General features: G+C 42.2%; 16 protein-coding genes. 12 read left to right on the top strand and 4 right to left on the bottom strand.

The genetic code is table 11. The annotated features are described in order from the left end of the window. Positions 1-469: 469 nt before the first annotated feature. The 10 genes from ACX0G7_RS16515 (at position 470) to ACX0G7_RS16470 (ending at position 16290) form a co-directional block, all read left to right on the top strand. Complete coding sequence (locus tag ACX0G7_RS16515) at positions 470-8893, top strand: RHS repeat-associated core domain-containing protein (protein ID WP_458924609.1); 8424 nt, start codon at positions 470-472, stop codon at positions 8891-8893. Between the two features lie 816 nt (positions 8894-9709). Further along, the gene (locus ACX0G7_RS16510) at positions 9710-9844 is read left to right on the top strand and encodes a hypothetical protein (protein ID WP_458924608.1); all 135 of its coding nucleotides are present in this window, start codon (positions 9710-9712) and stop codon (positions 9842-9844) included. 148 nt (positions 9845-9992) lie between these two features. Then, positions 9993-10226: a hypothetical protein gene (locus ACX0G7_RS16505; protein ID WP_458924607.1), complete on the top strand. Its 234-nt coding sequence runs from the start codon at positions 9993-9995 to the stop codon at positions 10224-10226. Next, positions 10223-10501, top strand: coding sequence for a hypothetical protein (locus tag ACX0G7_RS16500; RefSeq protein ID WP_458924606.1), 279 nt, complete (start codon positions 10223-10225; stop codon positions 10499-10501). The genes ACX0G7_RS16505 and ACX0G7_RS16500 overlap by 4 nt, the downstream gene beginning before the upstream one ends. A gap of 173 nt (positions 10502-10674) precedes the next feature. Beyond that, the gene (locus ACX0G7_RS16495; protein ID WP_458924605.1) at positions 10675-12249 is read left to right on the top strand and encodes a hypothetical protein; all 1575 of its coding nucleotides are present in this window, start codon (positions 10675-10677) and stop codon (positions 12247-12249) included. 220 nt (positions 12250-12469) lie between these two features. Continuing rightward, positions 12470-12865 carry a hypothetical protein gene (locus tag ACX0G7_RS16490; RefSeq protein WP_458924604.1) on the top strand — a complete coding sequence of 132 codons (396 nt, stop codon included), beginning with the start codon at positions 12470-12472 and terminating at the stop codon, positions 12863-12865. A 27-nt stretch (positions 12866-12892) separates the two neighbouring features. Beyond that, positions 12893-14503, top strand: coding sequence for a hypothetical protein (locus ACX0G7_RS16485; RefSeq protein WP_458924603.1), 1611 nt, complete (start codon positions 12893-12895; stop codon positions 14501-14503). A 100-nt stretch (positions 14504-14603) separates the two neighbouring features. Continuing rightward, the gene (locus tag ACX0G7_RS16480; protein ID WP_458924602.1) at positions 14604-15104 is read left to right on the top strand and encodes a hypothetical protein; all 501 of its coding nucleotides are present in this window, start codon (positions 14604-14606) and stop codon (positions 15102-15104) included. 324 nt (positions 15105-15428) lie between these two features. Continuing rightward, positions 15429-15785, top strand: coding sequence for a hypothetical protein (locus ACX0G7_RS16475; RefSeq protein WP_458924601.1), 357 nt, complete (start codon positions 15429-15431; stop codon positions 15783-15785). A gap of 142 nt (positions 15786-15927) precedes the next feature. Beyond that, positions 15928-16290 (top strand): hypothetical protein, encoded by a 363-nt coding sequence (locus ACX0G7_RS16470; RefSeq protein ID WP_458924600.1) that lies wholly within the window; start codon positions 15928-15930, stop codon positions 16288-16290. On the opposite strand, the gene ACX0G7_RS16465 is transcribed toward ACX0G7_RS16470, so the two are convergent. The 3 genes from ACX0G7_RS16465 to ACX0G7_RS16455 all read right to left on the bottom strand — a co-directional run bounded on the left by ACX0G7_RS16465 (position 16280) and on the right by ACX0G7_RS16455 (position 20953). Next, positions 16280-16768 carry a hypothetical protein gene (locus tag ACX0G7_RS16465; protein WP_458924599.1) on the bottom strand — a complete coding sequence of 163 codons (489 nt, stop codon included), beginning with the start codon at positions 16766-16768 and terminating at the stop codon, positions 16280-16282. The genes ACX0G7_RS16470 and ACX0G7_RS16465 overlap by 11 nt on opposite strands. 393 nt (positions 16769-17161) lie before the next feature. Next, entirely contained in the window at positions 17162-19807 is a 2646-nt protein-coding gene (locus tag ACX0G7_RS16460; RefSeq protein ID WP_458924598.1) for a T9SS type B sorting domain-containing protein, read from the bottom strand. Positions 19808-19870: 63 nt separating this feature from the next. Further along, a complete protein-coding gene (locus ACX0G7_RS16455; protein WP_458924597.1) occupies positions 19871-20953 on the bottom strand; it encodes a hypothetical protein in 1083 nt (360 codons plus the stop codon). A gap of 129 nt (positions 20954-21082) precedes the next feature. Here ACX0G7_RS16455 and ACX0G7_RS16450 point away from each other — a divergent pair, with 129 nt between their 5' ends. Together ACX0G7_RS16450 and ACX0G7_RS16445 are read left to right on the top strand one after the other, a co-directional pair. Then, complete coding sequence (locus ACX0G7_RS16450; RefSeq protein ID WP_458924616.1) at positions 21083-21652, top strand: lipase family protein; 570 nt, start codon at positions 21083-21085, stop codon at positions 21650-21652. A 30-nt stretch (positions 21653-21682) separates the two neighbouring features. Beyond that, on the top strand, positions 21683-21988 hold the full coding sequence (locus tag ACX0G7_RS16445; RefSeq protein WP_458924596.1) for a hypothetical protein: 306 nt from the start codon (positions 21683-21685) through the stop codon (positions 21986-21988). Positions 21989-22994: 1006 nt separating this feature from the next. On the opposite strand, the gene ACX0G7_RS16440 is transcribed toward ACX0G7_RS16445, so the two are convergent. Continuing rightward, on the bottom strand, positions 22995-24221 hold the full coding sequence (locus tag ACX0G7_RS16440) for a site-specific integrase (protein WP_458924595.1): 1227 nt from the start codon (positions 24219-24221) through the stop codon (positions 22995-22997). Positions 24222-24614: the final 393 nt, after the last annotated feature.

The following is a 24614-nucleotide window of genomic DNA, read 5'->3' as shown; positions in this document are numbered from 1 at the left end:
AGTCTTTATGATACAAGCAGGCAGTTATAGTTAGTTTTTCATTGGCAGTAGGTTTAGGTACGCAGGCGGTTGTTTCTACAATCGCCTGCTTCGTTATGGCCGAAAGTCAATCTTATTTTACGCTTACTTTTGATGGGCAGATAAATAGAATAACGATCGTGTAGATTACAGGCTGAAGTACACGTTCAAGTTTTTGTTTGATCCACCATTCTACAAGCAGACTGAATAAGCCTACAACGTTGCGTTAAGGGTCCTTGTATGAATATTCTAAGTATGAAAGGGGCAAATCCGTGAGTGAGCTGAGGCTAAGTGATATAATTATTAATGGTGCAATCGTAATCATAACAAAAATTCCACTTATCAACATATCTCCAGTGTCAGGTTACAACATGTAACGAGATCAACGGTAAAGATAGAGAGCATAGTAATCACTGGAACTACGCTCGCGTATATTCAACCAGCACTTATCTTGGAAAACGAAATTGCGGTAACCCGGGAATTTGACTTTTTTTGCGGGGGCAAGGAAGTACAATCGATCCAGATTCATGATTCCACTGTGCTCACACAAGGGGAGTTGCAGGTCAGCTGGCCTGTGCAACCAATGGCGGCAGAGTATGACCTTGAATGGGCATATATTGATGCTTCTGCGCTCTCCAAGTACTATTCTTCCGGTACAACGCTTGACAGGGCGAAAATCTTTCTGAATAATGCGACCCGCGTAACCACGGCATCTTCCAGCTACCGGATACCATTGTTATACGATAACAACGGTCATTTGTTTGTTCGTGTCCGGCCGGCACAATTTAAGAACGGCAATCTGAGATTTGAAACCCCGTGGAGTACGAACTTTCCTAATGGATTGGGGCAATACAATTTTGCCGGGCATGAAAGTTCACTTAACTGGCAATCAACGATCAGTTTTGCGGAAGACGGTAAACGCAAAGCCGTGATTCAATATTTTGATGGCTCGCTGAGAAGCCGTCAGACTGTTACCAAAGATAACTCGACCGACACAACTATCGTGGCCGAGTCTTTCTATGATCACCAGGGAAGAGCTGTGATACAAGTGCTTCCGACTCCTTCACTAAGCAAGATAATAGCTTTCAGTCCGAACTATAATAAATCTATCAATGATGCCGAATATGTGAAAGGTCTCTATGATGGTACGTTGTCTGGCGACTGTATTACCGGCGCTCCCGGTATGAGCGATTCAAGCGGCTCGTCTAAGTACTACTCGCCCAGGAATCCGCTGAAGAACTTTTTAAAGAATCAATTTATACCCGATGCAAAAAAGTTCCCGTTTGCTGAAACGCGTTTTACTCCTGATAATACCGGCCGGATCGCATTGCAAGGTGGAGTAGGAGAAGACCTTCAGATTGGTAAGACTGCCGATGGCGCCTCTCACGAGACCCGATATTTTTACGGTGGCGCGAACCAGGAAGAACTGGATGCATTATTCGGCACCGAAGCAGGTAACTCAAGCCATTATTTTAAGAATATGGTAAGGGATCCCAATGGGCAGTATAGTGTGAGTTATGTGGACATGCATGGCCGAACAGTAGCTACTGCCTTAGCCGGTACGCCCCTTGCCAAATTGGATCAATTACCATCGAAAAATGAAAAGGTAACTACCCGCAGATTGCTTGACGACAAATCAAACATTGTTCGCGGTACGGAGATTCGTGCGGAAAAGGCATTGCTAGTCGCCAGGGCTGGTCAGCATAATTTCAAATACTCATTGATGCCGGATAGCCTGACGATTCCAGATAAAGACGGTATGAATATCTGCTATGACTGTATCTACGATTTGGAGATTACCATATCAGACGATTGTAGCAACACAACTTTCGGTGGTAACCCACTAAGAATAGTGCGTACCAACATGTCGGTGATTCCTTTAAATACTAGTTGTGATGCGAACCAGCAATTTCCCAGCGTTGATACCAGTGTTTATCTCCCGGAGGGCAGTTATCTGGTGACAAAGCGGCTAGTAATAAATAGGAGTGCAATGGACTACTACCGTGACAGCGTCTATTCAATAAGAAACCGAACAACAACACTGGAACAATCTATTGCAAACCAGTATACGCTGCTGCGAGAGACTCAGGAATGCGAAGTGACCTGTGCGAGTTGTGAGGCCAGCCTGGGTCCATGGGATGAGTTCCGGGAAAGTTATATCGTGGGGCTCGGTATAAATGCAGCTGATTCTGCACAGTATCGGGATCAGGCTTATAGCGCATACCAAACAAGAAAACTTGAGTGCGATAAAATCTGTGAGCGGATTGGTATACATAACGATCTGCGTGAACAAATGCTGGCAGATATGAGTCCTCCATCTGGTCAGTATGCAAATGCTGATTTAATCGATGAATACTCTATCTTTTTTCCAATGCAAGGGCTACCAGTATGGCACGACGGTCGCGTCGATTACAGGGACGAGAATGGAAAGCCGGAAGTAATTGATCCTAGGTCCCTCAGCCAGGAGGAGTTTATTGCACGATTTAAACCATCATGGGCTGAGGCGTTGCTTATTTTGCATCCTGAATATCACAAATGGAATCTTTATAAGAATTTGAATGAAAGTCAGGCCTGGGATGAGCAATTTAAGAAAGTAACTAGCTACGACGAGGCGAAAAACAGAGGTTATCTCAACCCGGGAAATTTCATACCTCCCAATAATACAAGCAAGTTTAATTATGTATCCGGATTTCGTGATCCATTTTTTACAGACTATATAGGTGTCCATGTAACCACTGCTCAAAAGGCAACTATGCAGAGTGCGTTGAACCAGGTCGCAGCGGATAACGCCAGATCAATGTGGGCAATGGCGACGATTACGGGGCATTGTCCTAAAGATGACATGACCTGTATCAACACTTTTTCCAACAATAATAATGCCTTCGAATTGAGTGCTGATTGCGCAGGGGATCTAAATATTGCCTGGAAAAATTTTCAGTCCTTATATCAAATAGCCAAGCAGGATATAATCAACAAGATGCTGGAGGATTATAACTCAAGTGTGTCTTCTAAGATCGTTCTGGCCCATCTTAAAAGGGATGGTCATCATCTGCATTTCGTAAGTAAGGAACTCAATTTGAGTGATCTGCCAATAGCTACCAGGGATGAAGTTGCCATGCGTGCTGCCGAGCAGGCCAGCTACGCAAGAAACTGCGAATATTATGTGGAGTATTGGTTGGAACAACTAGGTCCATGTAATTTAACCGAAAGTGAAAAAGCCGCAATCATACCCCAACTTAAACAAATATGTATTGAAGGCAGTGATGCCAGCCATCCGCTTGGTTCTTCATCTGTCAGGCCATCGAGCACAAATCCCTACCGCAGTTTCGAACAGTTTCTTAAACAATATCTCGGTAGCCGCTACAATGAAAGTTGTAATGCTCTTTTGATAGAAGCACCTAAAGCGTATGCCGTTCCTCTAAATTTTGGCAGTAGCACAATCATGTCCAAGCCGGATACTTGCGCTTGTGAGAAAATCAATAGCTATTTCAATGTTTATCAAGCCAACCGCTTGGGTACGGAGTCATTTTCTGGTTATTTAAACCGTACGGTTAAAGTGAGTATAAGCCAGGGAAGCCTTGATACCCTTAGGTTATCTTGTACGGGTCAGCTGGTCTGTAATTTTCTGGAAAACCCGGTCAAGCTACCGTCACTGTTTAATTGCAGCACGCAGTCGGCTATTTGTGTTGATTGTGACGTTTTCGAAAGTGCCTACACCGCATTTAAAGCGGATTATCCGAACATCGTGCCAGTACAGGCAACTGAAGATAGCCTGCAAAATGTGAGAAACAATTTGTTTACTAGGTTCATGAATGCCAAGCTTGGATTTGCAAAGGGGCTACCTGAATACATCTCATTTATGGATACTTGTGGTATTCTAACTTCATCTGCGGAATGTGACTCTTTGAAGGCGATTGCAAACAACTTCACTTATGTACCAATATGCGATAGCAGTAGATATTTCGCTGGGGCAGATGGAATTGGGGTAATCAGTTCATCAGCTGTCTATGCAAACGGTACAGCTCATATCCCTGATTATTTTGCGCAGTCTCATGCTGGGCCCTCGTTTTGGTCAAGGTACAGGATATTAGATACCCTTTACTCAGGTAACGTATTCACTGTAGAGACCCGAATGAAAAGACCAGGCACCGCGGATATTCCACTTACTGTTGATTTTCATGTCCATTACAATGAAAATAGTAACTTGGATAAGGTTGCTGGAATATTTTCCGTCCCCAAAGCAGGCGCCACTGCAGCTGATTCTTCAGGTGGATATCGAGGTAGGCTAGCCCACGGACGGACCGGTCAGCAGGTAGACGCGACTTCACCAAAAGTGCCCGACTTCAGAGACTGGGTAATTCTTAAACTGAAGCATTCTACCGACAATATCTGGCGCTTGTATGTGAACGATACTCTGGTGAATCAGCTGTATCTTGATAGCTCGGTCAGGAAAATCAATCAAGTTAGTATTGGGGTGCAGGGGCTGAATTTTGGATATATTGATTACATAAAAGTATATGATGGTAATGGCTTGCTTCAGTATACAGAAGAATTTGAAGATAACTGTCAGTCCTCTACAAATACACCACTTGCGTTTAAGCATAAAGATTTACCCACAAATTGTGAACGTGCATTCGTAAATCACTATAATACACAAAAAGGGACATCTTATTCTAAACCTCAAATTGACTCGTTGTATAGCAACTGTGGTTTAGTCCTTCCATATTGTCCAGATGTCTCTGCATCCCAACTTAATCAATCACTGACGGAATTTACAATTAACAAAGGTCTTCCAAGACTAGATGCCGGTGGTTGTGATACGACGCACTGGAAAGTAAACTTTGGCAACTCTGCGAACTATGTGAGTCCATTGCCTTTAAGTCAATTGATGAAAAATGGAGTTTTGACTCATCCGCAGCTCCCCAACACACCGACCGCTGTCGATTTTGATTACTACGATACTGTCTGCGTCAACAACCAACCGTTGACTTTTGAATACAAGATTAAATCAAATGTGCCGGCATCCGGCGCAGATCATTTTTGGCTCTGGTTGACCTGGTTTGATTACAACGGGAACAGTTGGCGAAATTTGATCTCGTCAAAGTTCAATAGTGCACAAATGGGATATTGCGATCTTCTATGTTCCAATGTCTCAGTTCCTCAAGGTCAGTCCTATTCTACACCAAAAGTTATTCGCATCAGCTATTGGAAAGATTCAATATCTGTCTTCTTTGATGGACAATTCTACTTTAAAGAGAAAGTAAGCCTTCCCAGAGCTAGATTCAAGAGTTTTGCGTTTTCGTCGTTCTCGAGAGATTTCGAACTCGACTATGCCCGAATCTATGACAGTACCAACACTTTAGTATATAATGAAGAATTCAATGACTGTACTGCGCAGGCAAGAATTCAACTTCCGAAATGCACAGATTGTAAGGTTCGTTTTCAGGACTACTTTAACGAGAAATACCGCACCAATTTTAACTATTCACAAATCAGTAGTGTTTACCAGCGAATTACCGGTACACCTTTGACCCTCTGCGGACAGACAGGTGCTACGCTTTGTGGCAATGCTGAATCATCATACGAGGCAGTCGATTTTCCTGGTGGAGCTACCTGTAAGGATTCTACGCTGATAGCTTATAGCGTCGGAACTATTTTATATGAAAATTACCGCGATTCATTGGTTAACAATTTTGATGAACGCTACCTGGCTAAATGTCTTGCGGCTAAGAGCCTTGAAAAATTCACGGTAACTGATACTTCGAGTGAGTATCATTACACCCTGTATTATTATGATCAGGCAGGTAACCTGGTAAAGACAGTACCACCTGCGGGTGTTAACGAGAGTAAGTTTGGTCACATGATTGCGTGGTCGGATTCCGTTAAGCTGGCCAGAACCAATAGGCAGCATCTTACACCGAAGCATATCATGCCAACTGATTACCGTTACAATACTTTAAACCAGGTGGTGGCCCAACATTCATCAGACGGTGGTAAGTCCATGTTCTGGTACGACCGGCTGGGTAGACTGGCTGTATCTCAAAATGCAAAGCAGTTTGGTGCCAGTGCCACGGAAACCAATCGCCTATATAGTTTTACCATGTATGACTTCCTGGGTCGTATAACAGAAGTAGGTCAGATAAAAAACACCACGGCAAACCCAATGACAGATGCGCGCAGCCGGGACGTGGCATTGTTGTCCGGATGGATCACGGCTTCAGCCAGTGGCAAAAGTGAGCTTACTAATACTTATTATGATCTTGGTTATCCTGGTTTAAATAACGGCGCAGTCATCTCTCAGACTAACCTGCGTAACCGTGTGTCCTATACCAGCTTTACGGCACTCAGCAACCCGGTACAATTCACACAGGCGACGTTTTATGCTTATGATATCCATGGTAATGTCAGACAGTTGACACAGGATTATGGCAGTGCCTTTACAAACATGATGACGGCCCGTTATAATCGGTTCAAGAGCCTGCATTATGAATATGACCTGATCAGTGGTAAGGTAAACCAGGTTTCTTACGAACCAGGATTCAAAGATGCCTGGTACCACCGCTACGAATATGACGCTGAAAATCGGATCACCAAGGTACAGACTTCGGTCAACGGCATCCATTGGGAAACCGATGCACGGTATGAATACTACCGGCACGGACCGCTGTCCAGAACGATCCTGGGTGGACAAAATGTCCAGGGTATCGACTATGCCTACACGCTGCAAGGGTGGCTGAAGGGTGTTAACAGTACCAACCTCTCCGCTGACCATGATATGGGCAATGATGGAGCGGTTAATTTATCAAACCAGTATACGGCCAAAGATGCAGTTGGCTTCTCGCTCAACTACTTTGCCGGCGATTACCACGCCATTACAGGTCAGATCAAATTCCCCGGAACCAATGGGTTATTTCCCGGCACAACAATACCGGCCATGTATAACGGTAACATCAGTAGCATGGCTGAATCGATTGACAAGATGTCAACAACGGGGCTGTTTGGTGGAAAAACCATGCTGTACAACTACATGTATGACCAGTTGAACCGGATCACCGGAATGGATGCCTACAACAATTTCAATGTTGCGAGCAACAACTGGAATGGTATGGTAAAGCTTGACCAGTACCAGGAGCGGGTGGCTTATGATGCCAATGGTAATATCCAGAAATACCTGCGACATGGTCACCTGACTGGTGGCAACCTGGTTATGGATAGCTTGTCCTATAAATATGATCTAGCGAACAAACGGCACAACAGGTTACTTCAGGTAGTAGATAATGTGTCTCCAACAAGGTATGGCACTTACCGTGACCTGGATCCTCAAAGCTCAACTACGAACTATCAATATGATGCAATTGGTAACATTGTGGCCGATGCTTCGGAAGGCATCACATCAATAGTGTGGAGCGTGTATGGAAAAATCCTGGAGATCAACCGCACCGCTAGCACAAACAATCCAACGACTAAGATCGTATATACGTACGATGCACAAGGTAATCGGATCAGTTCGGTGACCACGAAATCGAATACCACCAACCGGGATTATGTCTGGTATGTACGGGACGCACAAGGCAACGCCATCGGTGTGTACAAAGCAACCGGTAGTACCAACCTTGGTAGTCTCTACCCGGCACTGTCTGAACGCTACATCTACGGAAGCAGCCGTCTCGGATCATACAACCTGTCAACTTCTGTGAGAGATGGATCCGAGCAAATGAAAAATGTGTACAATTACGGTTATAACAGGGGCGAGCGAAACTACGAGTTATCAAACCACCTTGGAAACGTGCTGACTACATTATCTGATAAGAAATTCGGCGTACCTTCAGCCGGCAATAGTTCTTTGATTGATTATTATACAGCAGATGTCACTAACGCCACATCGTACTATCCATTTGGATCGATCATGCCTGGAAGGACCTGGAGTAATGGAGGTAAATATCGTTACGGTTTCAATGGTAAGGAGAATGATGACAATGTCAAGAACGCAGAAGGCACACAGCAGGATTACGGAATGCGGATTTTCGATCCTCGAATTGGTAAATTCTTGTCAATGGATCCAATCACAAGTGATTTTCCTTTTTATAGCCCGTATCAGTTCGCCGGCAATAAACCTATCTGGGCGATCGACTTGGATGGCATGGAAGAGTGGATGCAAACCCAAGCTAATTTGCAAAAGCAACGAGCAGTCCTTCAGATGAAATCGCTGGCTTCACCTAAAGCCACAGTAAGTGCGTATAATCCAGGAAACAAAACGTTTGCTCAAAACTGGAGGGATTCAAAGAATATCGCAGCAAATATTTCTTATGACATTATGAATGGCTTTTACACGCTACCACAGCAGTTGACTGCTGACATGCGGAATGAAGATTACATTTACAATATTGGCGGAAATTATTACAATGCTAGGGGGATTTTTGATGAGAAGCAAAGACTTAAAAATTTCAACAATGGAGCAACCGCTCTTGTTCCCGGTAGCTTAGCATCCAAAACTGAGGGAATACTAGCGAAGTATGCAGACAACGTAATTATTGGAATCGAAAATAAAGTGACTCAGCAAATAGCCTCTAAGACGAAAAATCTTGTGAGTATAAATACAATTGAAGGAGATGTCATGATTTTTTCTAGCAAAATTGGTGATGAGCTCGTTGAGGGCATTACAAACTTCAAAGTTTCGGATGGGAAATTGTTTTTAAATCAATTGCATTTGGAAGGATCTGCAGCTAACAAGGTCGGTCGAGAAGCACTTTGGAAAATGGCAAAAGATTTAGGAAAGCAATACAATGTGAAAGAAGTTATTATTCAAGGGGGGAAGCGCACAACAGGAAAATATAAAGGAAAAGAACCGACTCCTATAACTATTAAAGTAGATTAATATGCCAAAAATTATAATGCAAGGGTGGCAAGAAGGAATGAAAAAGGTATCTCTGACAAAACTTCAGAACACACTATTACAAGTTCCATTACAGGAATCGAAAGATAATGTTGACAGATTGTTATGTAGTCAGATTATTGAGATCGAAATCAGTGATCGTTCGACTGCTGCTCAGTTCGTAAAGGAAGCAGTAAGTCTGGGTGTAATCTGTACTATTGAGGATTGAATTCTTTTCATCGAAAGGGTCCTGAAGTTGATTTGTCGTACCATCGAGTACACAGCGAGCAAAGACTTTGGACATGGTCATAATTTTCAGTAAGACAGGCTTTCAGAGTTGTTGTAGCTCAAGATACCAGGCCGGTTCCTGCCAGCGCTAATGGAACAAACTGGTCATACAATTCTTCCTTGTGTGACCTCCTGAGTGGGAGATACGATAAATCTGCTGGTGCTGATGAAAGTAATTTCGAACACATCATTGCGTTGTCGGCTTTTATTTATCTGGCCAGAAACAACAGGCAACTTCTTACTTCCCAGCATATTAGCTGACTGATTGCAGTTTATACTTCAAACAAGGTAGTCACGCAAAATTCTTCAGACGGTGGACAGTCTATGTTTTGGTGAGTCCACCTTGTAGACTCGCTGTATCAAAACGCAAAGCAGTTTGCTGCCAGTGTCACGGAAACCAATCGCCTATATAAATGCGCCTAGTAAAAATTAAACCAATCAAAAGTGGTTTGCAACATTGTAGAACCAACGTAACCGGTTGTCCTATTCAAACTTCACGCCACTCAGCACCCGTTGCAATTTATCCTGACTATGTTTTGTGCCTATGATATCTATGGTAATGAAAGACAGTTGACGCAGGATTATGGCAGTGGCTTCGCCAACATGAAGACAGCCCGTCATAACCGATTTAAGCGTTTGCCCTATGAAAAGGGCCTGATCAGTTGAAAGGTGAACCATGTTGCGGTATGATGAATACGTAGGTAAAAGACAATCAAGAAATATATGGAAGACGCTCAAAAAGGGAAATCTAATCTTCCGGACAATATATCAGTTCAAAATGAATAATCTTTTATGAAGCACAAGAAATACGTTTTTGGTACTTTTTACTATCATGGGTTCATGTCGTGATTCGCGGTATGACACGAAACGTCTAGGTAAAAAAGCTATTGAAGAATTGAAAAAAGTGTGGTATACTAAAGAAGACTTTTTAAAATGGCGAGAGACATACAAAGAGGCTGTTAAAAACCTTGAAGGCATGAAAAAGAACACCTCAGTTCAACAAGCAAGACTGGAAAGCGTTGAGAAAATTTTAGAAATATGGAAATGAAAAAGAAAATATTTACCCACAGTGTCTTAAACAACACAGAGAGGGAAATACAGATCATCGTGGAGTATATTCATTTTGTTGAAGTAATCCCTCCAAATAAGACATTTAGAATTGAAGTTCTTACATTCAAAAATGCAAATCCTTTGAATGATCTTCGATTAGAATATGATAGTGATGGACTGGCCATCTATTTTGACAATAAAATTGAGGATTACGGAAGTTATGAGATATGTTTTTTTCTGGATAAAATAAGAATTTGCAGCCAAACTATATAGACGCTAATACCTGGTGTATATGGGTTCAAATCATGTCAATGGGGGTTTTTAATAGTTGACTAAAGAAATCATCATACGAGGCAGTCGATTTTCCTGGTGGAGCTACCTGTAAGGATTCTACGCTGATAGCTTATAGCGTCGGAACTATTTTATATGAAAATTACCGCGATTCATTGGTTAACAATTTTGATGAACGCTACCTGGCTAAATGTCTTGCGGCTAAGAGCCTTGAAAAATTCACGGTAACTGATACTTCGAGTGAGTATCATTACACCCTGTATTATTATGATCAGGCAGGTAACCTGGTAAAGACAGTACCACCTGCGGGTGTTAACGAGAGTAAGTTTGGTCACATGATTGCGTGGTCGGATTCCGTTAAGCTGGCCAGAACCAATAGGCAGCATCTTACACCGAAGCATATCATGCCAACTGATTACCGTTACAATACTTTAAACCAGGTGGTGGCCCAACATTCATCAGACGGTGGTAAGTCCATGTTCTGGTACGACCGGCTGGGTAGACTGGCTGTATCTCAAAATGCAAAGCAGTTTGGTGCCAGTGCCACGGAAACCAATCGCCTATATAGTTTTACCATGTATGACTTCCTGGGTCGTATAACAGAAGTAGGTCAGATAAAAAACACCACGGCAAACCCAATGACAGATGCGCGCAGCCGGGACGTGGCATTGTTGTCCGGATGGATCACGGCTTCAGCCAGTGGCAAAAGTGAGCTTACTAATACTTATTATGATCTTGGTTATCCTGGTTTAAATAACGGCGCAGTCATCTCTCAGACTAACCTGCGTAACCGTGTGTCCTATACCAGCTTTACGGCACTCAGCAACCCGGTACAATTCACACAGGCGACGTTTTATGCTTATGATATCCATGGTAATGTCAGACAGTTGACACAGGATTATGGCAGTGCCTTTACAAACATGATGACGGCCCGTTATAATCGGTTCAAGAGCCTGCATTATGAATATGACCTGATCAGTGGTAAGGTAAACCAGGTTTCTTACGAACCAGGATTCAAAGATGCCTGGTACCACCGCTACGAATATGACGCTGAAAATCGGATCACCAAGGTACAGACTTCGGTCAACGGCATCCATTGGGAAACCGATGCACGGTATGAATACTACCGGCACGGACCGCTGTCCAGAACGATCCTGGGTGGACAAAATGTCCAGGGTATCGACTATGCCTACACGCTGCAAGGGTGGCTGAAGGGTGTTAACAGTACCAACCTCTCCGCTGACCATGATATGGGCAATGATGGAGCGGTTAATTTATCAAACCAGTATACGGCCAAAGATGCAGTTGGCTTCTCGCTCAACTACTTTGCCGGCGATTACCACGCCATTACAGGTCAGATCAAATTCCCCGGAACCAATGGGTTATTTCCCGGCACAACAATACCGGCCATGTATAACGGTAACATCAGTAGCATGGCTGAATCGATTGACAAGATGTCAACAACGGGGCTGTTTGGTGGAAAAACCATGCTGTACAACTACATGTATGACCAGTTGAACCGGATCACCGGAATGGATGCCTACAACAATTTCAATGTTGCGAGCAACAACTGGAATGGTATGGTAAAGCTTGACCATTACCAGGAGCGGGTGAATCAAAGGCCACGGCCTGTTGAAACACTTGTCCTTATGCTACTGTGCAAGGCTACGAACGACTTGCCAATTCTTCATCCTCAGCCATGCCTTAACACGAGAAAGCCAAGAAAATAAAATATAATCGGAGCGTGTAGTAACGATTATGGCCACGCGAAAAGGAAACAAATCACCAGTGTTCCAAAAAACCAGAAAGTAAATGATTGTATCTAATGGGTTTTGTATAGTGAAGGAAGTGTTAACACGTAGATGAAGGAAACGCTGTACTTAATCAGTAGACACGTTTACATTTTCGCACTTTAATCTTTATATTAGTGTAACCAACCTTATAGCTGCTATGAGAAATGCAAGTCTTCGGACCTTCCCCCGCGTTGTTAGGAACTTTTTGCTTTTCATTTATATAAATTTAGCCTGGTCTTGCGAGAAAGTGATTAACCGTCCTGACTCTTTAACCGAAAAACCCGGGATTCAGAGCTCCAATCAAAGTCTTTCTGCCTTGAGTGTAACCAACGAGGATGACTATTGTTATGAAGATAGGGAAGATGGCTTTGCCTTCGACAGTGTATTGAAGCCAACTATCCTGGGTGCGCAACTGATTGGCGCACCTTATTCTGTGGCAAATATGCAACAAGCAAAACTGAATCTAACCGGTACAAGTGCAGGTATTTCTGAAAACAAGTGGTACGTGAGATTGAAGCCAACATCACATGAACAGCTGGCTGCAATCGAGTGATTAGATGTTGACTTCTTTGATTATCCGTTGGACTACGAATTAATACAGGAAGGTGATTACTTCGATGATGGTTCCACTTCTCCTGAGGATATACCTTGGCTATATGCGGTTGTGGATATTAATTTTATTCCTCCTACAGGCATTGCCTTTGAATTATTGCAAAGATTACACGTTCCAGACGACTACAGAATTGAGAATGAAGCGTTTGACATTACTGGTAATTACGTCGATACTGCGGACTGTTCTCAGGCTGCATTGATTTCTGCACCACAAGATGACGCTCAAAGAACTGGCTGTAATTGTTCAACTAGGCCGTCAGCTCTATCGTGTGATTGCCGGGTAGAATGCGGCTTCTCCAGATGCATTACACCATTGCCTCCGATTCCAATAACCAGGATACCCGTGGGAAACATCACTGTAAGTGACGACATTGTGCAAGCCATAGTACCCATCCGTAAAGTAAGAATGATAGCCAGGCGGTTCCTCAAAGTTGACAGAACGTTCACTGACAACAACGGCAATTATAACTTCACCAAGAGCTTCCGAAATAAGGTTACAATCCTAATGAAATTCAAAAATGTCGATGCGACTGTTGGTGGCTTGAGGGGCGCTCGTCTCTGGCAAATGTTGTTTCCGGTGAAAATCAATCTAGGCAGATTCAGAGGTAATCTAAATAATGTACGCTATAATGTTGCAGACAACAATGACCTAAGAACTTCTGGCGCGAAAATGTGGGCTGCCGCAACCACCCACAACGCAGTACAAGAGTATACCTCCGGTTACGCTACTTCTGAAGGCATCGGCGCGCCACCAGGCAATTTGAAAATGTTAGTCGTGCCGGGCAATGGAGCTGGAAGTGCCCCCATGTTTGCAAAGCGATATGCAGGCAATATTCCGGATTATTTTGTAAGACAGTTTCTACTTCCGATTAATCACAACAATGCTCCTGCTTACCTGAGTGCACTTGCTACTACTTTGGCTTTCCGTTTAGACGTAGTAATTGGATATGAAGGTTCAAGTTCCAATCTAACAAAGACAAATGCTCGGATGGCAGAGTTGTGTTACCATGAACTGACTCATGCAGCTCACTATAATAAAGTCGGTAATAACTGGTATGGAAATTTTGTGGCAGCTGAATTAGATGAAATCCGGCTTAATATCGATAATTCTGCATTAAGTCCATACGGCCCTGGCAATACTAGTAATTCTCCGATTATCGCTTTGGGAGAAAGCTGGGCTTATCATATAGGGCACTTTCTGACCCAAAGGAAATACGGTGCCTTAAGTGGGCAGTTTGTTGAACAGGGAATTACATATGCGAATCAGTCGCCTTTCCCAGGTTTGAATAGTAACTTCAATTTACTTGAAGATTTCAGTTCAGGTCGGCTTAATGATCAGTTTAGGTGGATACCGCAAGGTATTTATTACGATTTATTTGATGATACGAATGACTTCGACAGGCCTGGTAGACGGGTGGATTTAGTAGATGTGGTCTCAAGTTATTCAAATGCTCACTTTTTCAACGCACTAGACGATGATATTGTAGATATGCCTTCTTATAAGAACCGGCTTCTTAATGAGAATGGGAACCGCGATGCTTCAGGAGTAAACATTATATTTGACTTTTATGATAACTAGATACATAAAGTGGCTATTATTATATTGCTCTTTAACTTTTGCAAATGCTGGCTGTCGATTGCTGTCATCTGAATGCGCTAACACCACTTACAGCTTTGAAATGCCTATCAAAGCGTATCCCGATTCAGAAAGTATCAATTTGCGAGATACCATTTGGTTTGAAATCACTAGTTCTACCCAATTCAAAGATGAAGCTACCGGCATTTTTGTTGACTATGATAAAGCTCAGAATCTTGGCACTTATCTGTCTTTTGCCGGCCTTCTTAAAGATTCCATATTTCCGGTCACTGTCGATAAATTTGATTTCATTCTCAAGAAAGGGCTTGAAAGTAAAAGTACTGATATCAGGCTGCGAAAGGAATACAATTTTCCGGATGTTAGGAATCGTTATGAATTCTTACTTGGGATCGTTCCGAAAGAGAAAGGGACGTTCTCAGTACTATTTAGCAGGGCTGCTAACGTTTATCGGAGTGACGATAAGTGCACTAAAGCCACTTTTTCAATAAACTTTGTCGACACAGATCAACATTATGAACTTCATCCATTTTTTGTGGGTAACACAGGACTGAAAGGGGGGGACTATTATTTTGTAGTCAAATAATAATGTATTGATTGTGCATAATAAGACTCCTCGTTATAAAAGGCATGAATTTCAACCTATGACATTGAAATTGCCAATTATCCGTAAAAAGTTATTATTATTATGCCACTGCCGGTTTGAGGTGACGGCGTGATGTTCTTTTGTTTGTTCCAGTTCTGAGGAAGAAGTTCTCAGATCTTATTGATGCGTGGCCTCTTTTTGATTACATCTTTGCTGTTCTTTCATCCAGTTGCCAGGCGCCAGAAGTATTGGTGAATATTGCTCTTGCCTAATCTCAGATACTTAGTCCTCCGTTTTCTGATATGGCAGTGGCTTTACAACATTATGACAGCCCGTTACAATCGTTTCAAGAGTCTGTATTATGAATATGACCTGATCAGTGGTAAGGTAAACCAGGCGTCTTATGAACCAGGATTCAGTGCGGTGAATTTCTCAAACCAGTATACGGCCGAAGATGCGTTTGGCTTCTCGCTCAACTACTTTGCGGGCGATTACCAGGCGATTACCGGCCAGATCAAATTTCCCGAACTAACGGGTTCTTTTCCCGCACAGCACTACCGGCCACTGTATAACGGTAACATCAGCAGCATCGCTGAATCAATTGACAAGATGTCGACAAAAGGATTGTTTGGTGGAAAAATCATGCTCTACAATTACAAGTATGACCAGCTGCTACAATAAATTTAATGTTGCAAGCAACAACTGGAACGGCATGGTAAAGCTTGACGAGTACCAAGAGCGGGTGGCTTATGATGCGAACGGTAATATCCAAGAATAGCTGCGACATCGTCACTTAAAGGGTGGCAACGTGGTGAGGGATAGCTTGTCTTATAGATATGGTCTAGCCAACAAACGGCACAACAGGTTACTGCAAGTAGTAGATAATATATCTCCGACAAGAGATGGCACTTACCGTGATCTGGATGCTCAGGCCTCGACAAAAAGTTATCAATATGACGCCATTGGCAACATTGTAGTTGATGCTTCTGAATGCATCACATCAATAGTGCGGAGCGTATATGGAAAGATCCTGAAGATCAACCGTACCCCGAGCACAAACAATCCAACCACCAAAATCGTGTACAATTACGATGGACAAGGTAACCGGATCAATTCGGTGACAAAGAGAACGATTACTACAGGCTGGCACTATGAAGAGAACTTATCTCTGTTACTCACTCTTTAAAACCAAAATTGAGGTAAACATTCTGGGTGGTTGTGGTATAGTTCAACCCCGTAAACAAAAAGTCATCATAAAGTCCTGGCTTAACGTCGGTATCAATTTCTATAGCTATACTCAGGTAAATCGGGTCTGCACTGCCACTGACTGGAATATCAATGACCGTAGAAGTGGCTCCGTGAATAATTCTGTCAGAACTTTTAACGATTGTTTCCTTCCACTTATAAGGGTTCGCAGGTTGAGGATCGGGGGTATATTGGCGAACAACTATCAGGTGGCCTAAATAACCGGCAAACACAGCCACGCTTTCCGTAAGAAATTCTAGCTTAATAGTGTCGGCAATTGGCTGTTGTGCATTGAAATTTTTAATAGTTAGCGGAAATTCCATTGAAAGGCCAGCGTAATGACCATTGCCATAGATCCCTGGCTCATCGCCGATGTGGATCCTGCCCTGCCAAATAAAAGTGGAGCTCGAGTTGATCATACAATTTTTTTTCTGAAAGTTAGATTATTTCGTAAGATGAAAGATTCTATTTTTCATGTGGCAAAATCCTGGTGGTGCGAGCTAGCAATTTTTCGTTGAGCTGGGATAAATGATTGAAGCCTGGCTAGAGGAGAAATTGACAGAGGGAAGCTCCGGAGACATTCTAGGGAAGTGATCCGCCTGCAAGGACCCGCTCAAAACAATTAACAGCAGTTTGTACAAGCGATAATTTTTTCACAACATGCCTCAAGACAATCAATAGCACAGTTGAATTAATGAAACTTTTACAATGAACTTTACTTAATCTGAAGCTGGATAGAATACCACTGTTAGTCGTTTTGTAATTGGGCCAGTTAATCAAGATTGTGGATAATGGTAGTACTCTTTGCTGTTCTATCTAGAAAGCGTAAGTGTGCCATGCTGAACACTCATTGCCTCGTTGATGAATTGATAACTGCACACCCAGACAAAGACGCCTTGCGGCTGCATTTTTTGGCTAAGCCTTCCATCCCAGGTGGTACCAATATCTCTCGTTGCAAACACTACCTGCCCATATCGATTGTAGATTTTTAGGTCATAATAGATAAGTTCCCCGCTTATAATCGGTCTGAATTTATCATTGAGTCCATTTCCATCCGGTGTGAAAGCATTTGGGAAATTTATTTTTTGTGTGCATCGAATCTGTGAAACGATGACTGTATCTGCTGACTTGCAATCGTTCATATCAGTTGCATTTAACCGGTAAGTTCCTGGGGAAGAAACCACGGTTTCCGAAGACGTTGTACCGTCATTCCATAGGTAACTTTTGAATCCCGGTTGTGGTTTAAGAACAAGCCGCTTTCCCTGACATAGAGCCGTGTCTTTTCCCAGATCCGGTTTAATAGGTGACTTTACTTTGATTTGAATGGAATCGCTGATAGTGCAACCCGGGAAAGCAAGCGCCTCAATCCGGAAAGTTTTATCCTGAGTGATAGAGCTAAGTCGCGCTGTTTTTCCATCGGCTAATACTTCCAACCCTTCCTGAGCACGCCAAAAATAATTCGAGTATCCGTTTGCTGGAACGATTTCAAGCTTGTCATTGTTGCAAAGATTTACGGTGCGTGCTGTGTTTAATAGGGAAGGAGGCTCGGTAATAGTAATTGACTTTGTCTGGACCGCATTGCAGAAACTAAAAAATCTCACTGTATAAGTCCCGGCTTTTGTAACATTGAAAACGGAGTCGCTTGAGCCGTCCTGCCATTGATACATCTTAAACCAATTCCCCGGTGTTAATTTTATAGTATCTCCGGGACACAAAAAGAACTGTGGGTTAAGGAAGTTTCCCGGGGGCACTAAGGTGATGACCAGAGAATCTAAGATAGCCTTGTCAACCCCGACATAAGCGTAAATTTTTACTTTGGTAGTTGTTGCTCCAAGACCTCTGAAGGTAACAGCTATTGTTGAATCGTTTATATTGGTAAGGGTATAAATATCAGTCGCCTTGACATCCCACATCAGCGCTTGGTTACACTTTGTGTTTCTACTAGCGGAATAGTAAACCTGACCCTCAACCACGCACACAGTATCCGGACCAGAAATCTTAATACTATTGCAAACATTCTCATCTGCGCATAACGGGCTGATAGTTAGCGAAAGGGTAGTCTGAGTCAAAACGATTGGTTGGACTGAAACGACATTGTCCTCGATAGATTTAAACTCCAAATCCGATGAGTAAAGGGTAAACGGATCTACAGTTATTGGAAACGAAGTGTCTCTCGCGGAGCATGATTCAAACGCTTCAAAACCCAGATCTTGATGAACCACCTCAAACGAGGGAAATGGCGTTGAGGAAGTATTGCTGAAGTACCTAATTCTCTTGCCAGAGACCTCCACATTTTCACCGCCTTCCGACAAGTAATAATCGATACCAGGCACTGATACTCGAGACATTTGAGTGAGAACCTTGCCGTTCAAATTAAAATAAGAATAATATTGATATCCACCTGGCCGGGTACTAATCATATGAAAATTGAACGCGGAGTCTGGTTTCATCTGGCTGCGAGGTGCGAGAAGAAACGAGGAGTAGACACTTTTACTTTGCTCAATTGCTAATGACTCATCAAAGACCACGAGAAGTTGATTCCTATTTGTCGAGGTTGCCTCAGCAAGAAAGCCCCAAAGAACGAACTTATTCTGAATTTTTTCGACCCGGTAATTGTGTCTAAGGACCGAATAACTGAGAGTCGTCGGAGTATTTCCGAAGCAGAACCGTTTTGTGTCCACAATGTTGCCTGAACCATAGTCCAGCTGCAAGCCATAAATAGCTCTCGTATCCAATTGAGGACATTCGTTATCGATTATAAAACCGAAGAGGAAGATTTTGCCTTTATGAAGAAACACGCCGATAAAGTTGTTAAAAGTCCCATCGTAACTGACAAACAATTTATTGACGACCACATTGCCGTTTATATCAAGACGAACGAAAATGCCGTGATCTGCATTAGATCCGTTTAGTGTGCCGGTAGCAGTGGCTGCTATTAGTATGTCACCGCCTAAACCCTCCGACACTGCGGTAATGGCGATCTTTAAGTTGTTAGTAATCACCAGATCTTCCGCAAGGCTTTTTGTCCATATAAGCTGTCCATTTGCATTAAGCCTGGTTACAAAGGGAACCGACCGCTCAGGGCTACTATTCTCAATCGTCCTTCCCATAATAAGCACATCACCGCTTGCAAGCTCAAGAATTTTGTTAACTCGGGAGGACTTTAGCAAAGATCCCAATGATGTGTTCCAGACAATGTTTCCAGCCGGGTCAAGTTTGACAACAAATCCTTTTTCTTGAGCATTTCCTGACATTTTATACACGCCACCAATGAGGCTGCTGGCATCAATTGTTGTGGTAAGGCAAACACCTTCAACTGATCCATTAGTCGCACGCAGCGACGCAATGATTAAGGAGTCACTGGCAACAGCGCACGGCAAGTTGATTAAAAAAATTACAACTGTGGTTAACAGCCAAAGCCAAAGGTGCTTCATAGAAGATGTAAAAACTGCAACCATTTACCTTACTATTTAAGGCACATGGTTGCAGTTATTTAGGGATTACTCATCTCAGTCAAAGTACTAAAAAGTTATTGTAGGTCCAAATGCAGACCATGGGCCAACGCAAGTCGTTCCAGAGACCATCTTGTTACGGTATCGCATCTTATAGCTTCCAGCTTTTACATAAATGCTGAAAGCGTTATCCGGTTCTGTACCTGCATAGACATTTTTAACTTCGAAATTGTCAATTACGACAATTTCAGAAACAGCAGTACCGCCAACTGCCTGGAATTCCACTTCATGTTGGTTTGGTAAAGAGTAGCCCGAAATACCTGTGCACTGCCCGCCGCCATTGCAGCCTGATAAGGAGGCTGGCATTGGTGACATCGGAGGATTAAAATATATTTCATCAATGCGCGAACATGGCGCAGAACTTATTCCGCCGATGTATAAGGTATAAGAAGCAAGGTACTGTGTTGCCACATTCAAAGGGTCTGAGCATGTCGTTCTAAGTATACAATTGTTTTCCACAGAGACAGCACTTTGATATGTTGACTGGGAAATATAACCACTTTCATAGGTTACCGAATATACCGTGCTATTAGGAAAGCTTGCATTTATTTGACTAGTCGCCACGACGCTGACAGGGGTAATGTTCGTGTTAGAATATATTACAGAGTTTGCACTGTTCCTTAAGCGCAACTGCCCTCTGGTGGATGTTGATACCAATGGCAGTTCAGTTGTTATCATGAAGGTAACTTGCAACTTGTAGCCATTATTAATCCCACACAAAAAACTGGAACTACCGCTGAACGTTACATCATCAAAGGTGTATATCGGATCACCGTTTGCATCTGTGCAGGATGTTATTCCGTTTGTTATTATATCGGAACTCATTGTGGTTACGTTAGAAATAGATGGTAACAACAAATTTCCATCGGCGTCACAGATGCCGGACGTTCCTTTTGCATTTGAAATTAACGAGATGCGCTTTCCATAAGTATCGAAAAATTGACCAGCGGCTAAAATCGCTTTTTCATGGTCTGATTTGGCTGAGGGGGCATTTAATTGCAAATCGTCTTTTTTACAAGACACCACGCAGGAAACGACCAGCATCAGCATGGACCAATAACGAATTCGGAAATTAATTTTTGAAAGAATCATAGATAAGGTTTTTGGTAAGAAGATTGTGGTTTGTGATAAAATCTTTTAAAAGTATCTTAATAAGTTAAGACCTACTATAGAGGTTAATACTTAGCTTTAGTCAAATCAAGTTCCCCGAACCAATGGGTTATTACCCGGCCCAGCAATACCGGCCACTGTATAACGGTAACATTAGCAGCATGGCTGAAAATGAGGAGAGTCGCAGCGCAGCAACTTGCTGACTATGTAATGGCTAATCGAAAGAAGGGTGAGTCAATCACTTTAGTTGGTCATAGCCATGGAGGAAATGTGGCCATTCAAGCGTCGGAAATGATTCGACAACTCACGGGTGAAAAAGTCAATCTAATAACAATAGCTACTCCAGCCTATAATAAGAGTGGTGATTCTGAAAATCCTGGATCTCATGAAAAGGACATTAATCAACATATTGCTTTGTGGAATAGATTAGATGCAGTTTCAGGCGGCTTGGCAGGAGAAGATAATTACACAAATTCAGATATAACCACCAATATTGAAATTGATGTTGATTTTTGGTACATAAAGAAGGAGTATTATGATGTTAGCTCTGGGCATGGCGAATACCGAACAAAAGAAAGTACTGTTGTCGATAGTTACGGAGCTCACAGCTTTGACGTACATCATCCAGAGTCGTTAATTCAAGCAATACGACGTATGAGCGGAAGGTTCGATAAAAAATAATCTTCGTTAATGAGCAAATCAATTAAACATATGAGAAAAATTTTAACAATAACATATGCTGGATATGTTGTCATCATGTTGGCAATTATTTATTTGAGTATATATGGTGATCTTACATTTGGAAACGGATTAGGTGACATAAAGTCGCTGGTGGTGTTAGTACTAATAAATGTAGCCTTATTTGTGGTATGGTGGAAGTTTATCCGCAAAACCTTGCTTGTAAGAAATCATTTACTATTTTTAAGTGGGCTCATTCTCATATTAATCATTACTTTGCTACAACTAACAATTTTTCGCGGACCAGAATTTCCCTGGAATGGTGATATATTTTTATAACATGCAATACGTTAAATGTTATTTGCAAGATTGTGATAAGAAACTGCGAAACTGTGGAGTTCTGCAAATAGAGAATTAATATTATTATGAACTTCGGCCGGATGTTTTAGAGATAACCGCAAAATTGAATTCCTCCCTTTTATGGAGGAAGCTGACATTAGTTGTTTAACAGCAGTAGTATCAACAGTTATTATCTCAATTAGTACCCAGACGCCTCAATCACTTTCTCGAAGCCTGACTTTGTATAAACGTCACTCAATACACTGGAATTGCAGATTGCGCGGCTAATCTATTTATTGTGCCACTTTTTATTGATTAGTATAACTGATTCGTCAATGCGGTTGTCTTTTTTTAGTTTCGGCAAATTGTATAGCGACTGTTAGTCATAATAAGGCTTTAATGAGGTGGCTCCGTTTAGCCGGACACTAAATTCTCTTGGTTAATTAATGCCCTCATTTCTTTGGGTAATGAGGAGTTGTTTTGTTTCAAAGAGCCGGATTAGAAATCAATAATGCCTAAGGATTGGAAACTGAGACAACCTATAATAGAGCATACAATAGTGTGAAATAATAGCTAGGATTTGAAGTGATTTGATTAAATTTGACACTTAAGTCTTCATACAATTTTATCAGTGAGTCATTCGGTGAGTCGTAAGAAAATGCTCTTGTAAATAATTGAGATACAAATAATTACAGGGCAAGTTCGAATCTTGTCTTCCCGACAATAGCAACTGTCAAAACTTATTATAATCAATAATATCAAATTTTTTACACGATCTTTTCATTTTCATCTTATGCGTTTTGTTGCAAAAAACATCAAACCACTGGTGAGAGATTCGGTGAGTCTTTGTAAGTACGTAATTGATAACGTCCGGTTGATAACAATGTCTGACTCCGGCTGAACCAGTAAGTTGAACGATGGACTGGGAACGCTGGAGACTGTGTAATGTAATACCTAAACGTGTCTCTCGTCCAGCCGCTAAAAAGAAAGATGCGATTTCTAGACATTAATTACCCCGTTCCAAAAGTTTTTCCTCTAGCTGATTCATGTCTTTACTGACCTTGCTTTCCAAAACCTTGGCATATATTTGCGTCGTCGTGATTTTAGTATGACCTAGCATTCTGCTCACTGTTTCTAGTGGTACCCCATTTGTTAAAGTGATGGTTGTGGCGAAAGTATGCCGGGCCATGTGAAATGTGAGATTCTTACTTATGCCGCATATTACAGCTATCTCTTTCAAATAGGCGTTTGTCTTGATGTTTGTAATAACCGGGAGCACGCTCGAGTCAGCCATTGCATTCTCTGGCCGATATTTTTCCAAAATTTCCAGTGCTACTGGCAACAACGGAACATTACACTTAGTATTTGTTTTCTGACGAAAAGTATAAATCCACTTTTTGCCATCGATGCCAACAACAATGTTTCCAACTGTCAAGTTTGCAACATCAACATGTGCCATTCCAGTGTAGCAACAAAAAACAAATATGTCTCTTATCCGTTCAAGGCGTTCAACATGTAGCGTTTTGGTTTGGATCGCAGATAGCTCTTCATTTGTCAGGAAAGTTCTATGAGATTTTTCTTGTTTTCCTTTGAAGCCCAGGAAGGGGTCTTTAATCAGCCAGTTATTGACTATCGCCATTTTGACCACTTTGTGAATGCGCTCGATATGTTTTAAGGCTGCATTGTTACCACATGACCACCTAGTTCTTGCAAATCTTTCAAATTCTACAATGAAATTTAGGTCAAGCTGGTGAAAGGCGATGTCTTTTACTCGGATGTGATCATTGAGGAACTCTTTTAGATGGCCTTTGGTAACCTTCCAGTTCTTAACAGTACCCTTAGCATAGCCGGCGGTCTGCCTTGCCTCCATGTCATCTACGGCCAGTTCAAATTGTTGCAAAAGCAAGCGTTTTTTGTGATCAAAGCCAAGTAACTCGTTTTTTATGGAGTCGGCCGTGATAATTTTGCCTTGTTCGATAAAACGATTATAAATTTCTCGAATCCGGTGCTCGAAGTTGACGATGCCACCATTAAGCCGTTTGGACTCATCACTTGTTCCTCTTACCCGCCCCTTATTCGGATCCCATTTTGATTGGGAAACCGCGATTTTGGTAGAGACCTCCGTGCGCGAACCATCGGCAGTGATGCGGATATAGACTGTCGAATTCCCGGAGTCCGTCAACCCTTGTTTCCGCAAAAAAGATAATACTGCAAAGCTGTGTTTCTTGTTCATCGTTCATTTGTTTAATTTAAAAAATGCTCGGTGAATACATGTTCCTGAATGTCCATGAAAATCGCTTCTGGAATTCACAGATTTTCACAACTGGGTCTTTTGTAATGCAGGCTGGAAGCGCGATTGGTTGAAATTCGGGAGTCATTTTTTATCGAATCTTGATAACTCCCGATTTACTCACCAGAATTATGATAAGATTTGATACAAATTGACACGCCGAAAAACAAAAAACCCAGCAAAATCAAGTGTTTTGCTGGGATCTGATATCATTTGATATCTGTAGTTGTGACCGCGTCAGGGTTCAAACCTGAAACCTTGCCGTACGTACGGCATGCTCTATTCAGTTGAGCTACGCGCAAAAAAAAAGCCCCATCTTTCGATGAGACTTCTTAA

This window comes from Flavitalea antarctica, assembly GCF_054461535.1.
This window is presented reverse-complemented; position numbering and strand designations above follow the sequence as displayed.

Coding starts and splice junctions, on each gene's coding strand:
- ACX0G7_RS16510 (WP_458924608.1), top strand. CDS start 9,710: ATGTTTTGTGCCTATGATATCTATGGTAATGAAAGACAGTTGACGCAG.
- ACX0G7_RS16500 (WP_458924606.1), top strand. CDS start 10,223: ATGAAAAAGAAAATATTTACCCACAGTGTCTTAAACAACACAGAGAGG.
- ACX0G7_RS16490 (WP_458924604.1), top strand. CDS start 12,470: ATGAGAAATGCAAGTCTTCGGACCTTCCCCCGCGTTGTTAGGAACTTT.
- ACX0G7_RS16480 (WP_458924602.1), top strand. CDS start 14,604: ATGCCTATCAAAGCGTATCCCGATTCAGAAAGTATCAATTTGCGAGAT.
- ACX0G7_RS16475 (WP_458924601.1), top strand. CDS start 15,429: ATGACAGCCCGTTACAATCGTTTCAAGAGTCTGTATTATGAATATGAC.
- ACX0G7_RS16465 (WP_458924599.1), bottom strand. CDS start 16,768: ATGATCAACTCGAGCTCCACTTTTATTTGGCAGGGCAGGATCCACATC.
- ACX0G7_RS16460 (WP_458924598.1), bottom strand. CDS start 19,807: ATGGTTGCAGTTTTTACATCTTCTATGAAGCACCTTTGGCTTTGGCTG.
- ACX0G7_RS16455 (WP_458924597.1), bottom strand. CDS start 20,953: ATGATTCTTTCAAAAATTAATTTCCGAATTCGTTATTGGTCCATGCTG.
- ACX0G7_RS16445 (WP_458924596.1), top strand. CDS start 21,683: ATGAGAAAAATTTTAACAATAACATATGCTGGATATGTTGTCATCATG.
- ACX0G7_RS16440 (WP_458924595.1), bottom strand. CDS start 24,221: ATGAACAAGAAACACAGCTTTGCAGTATTATCTTTTTTGCGGAAACAA.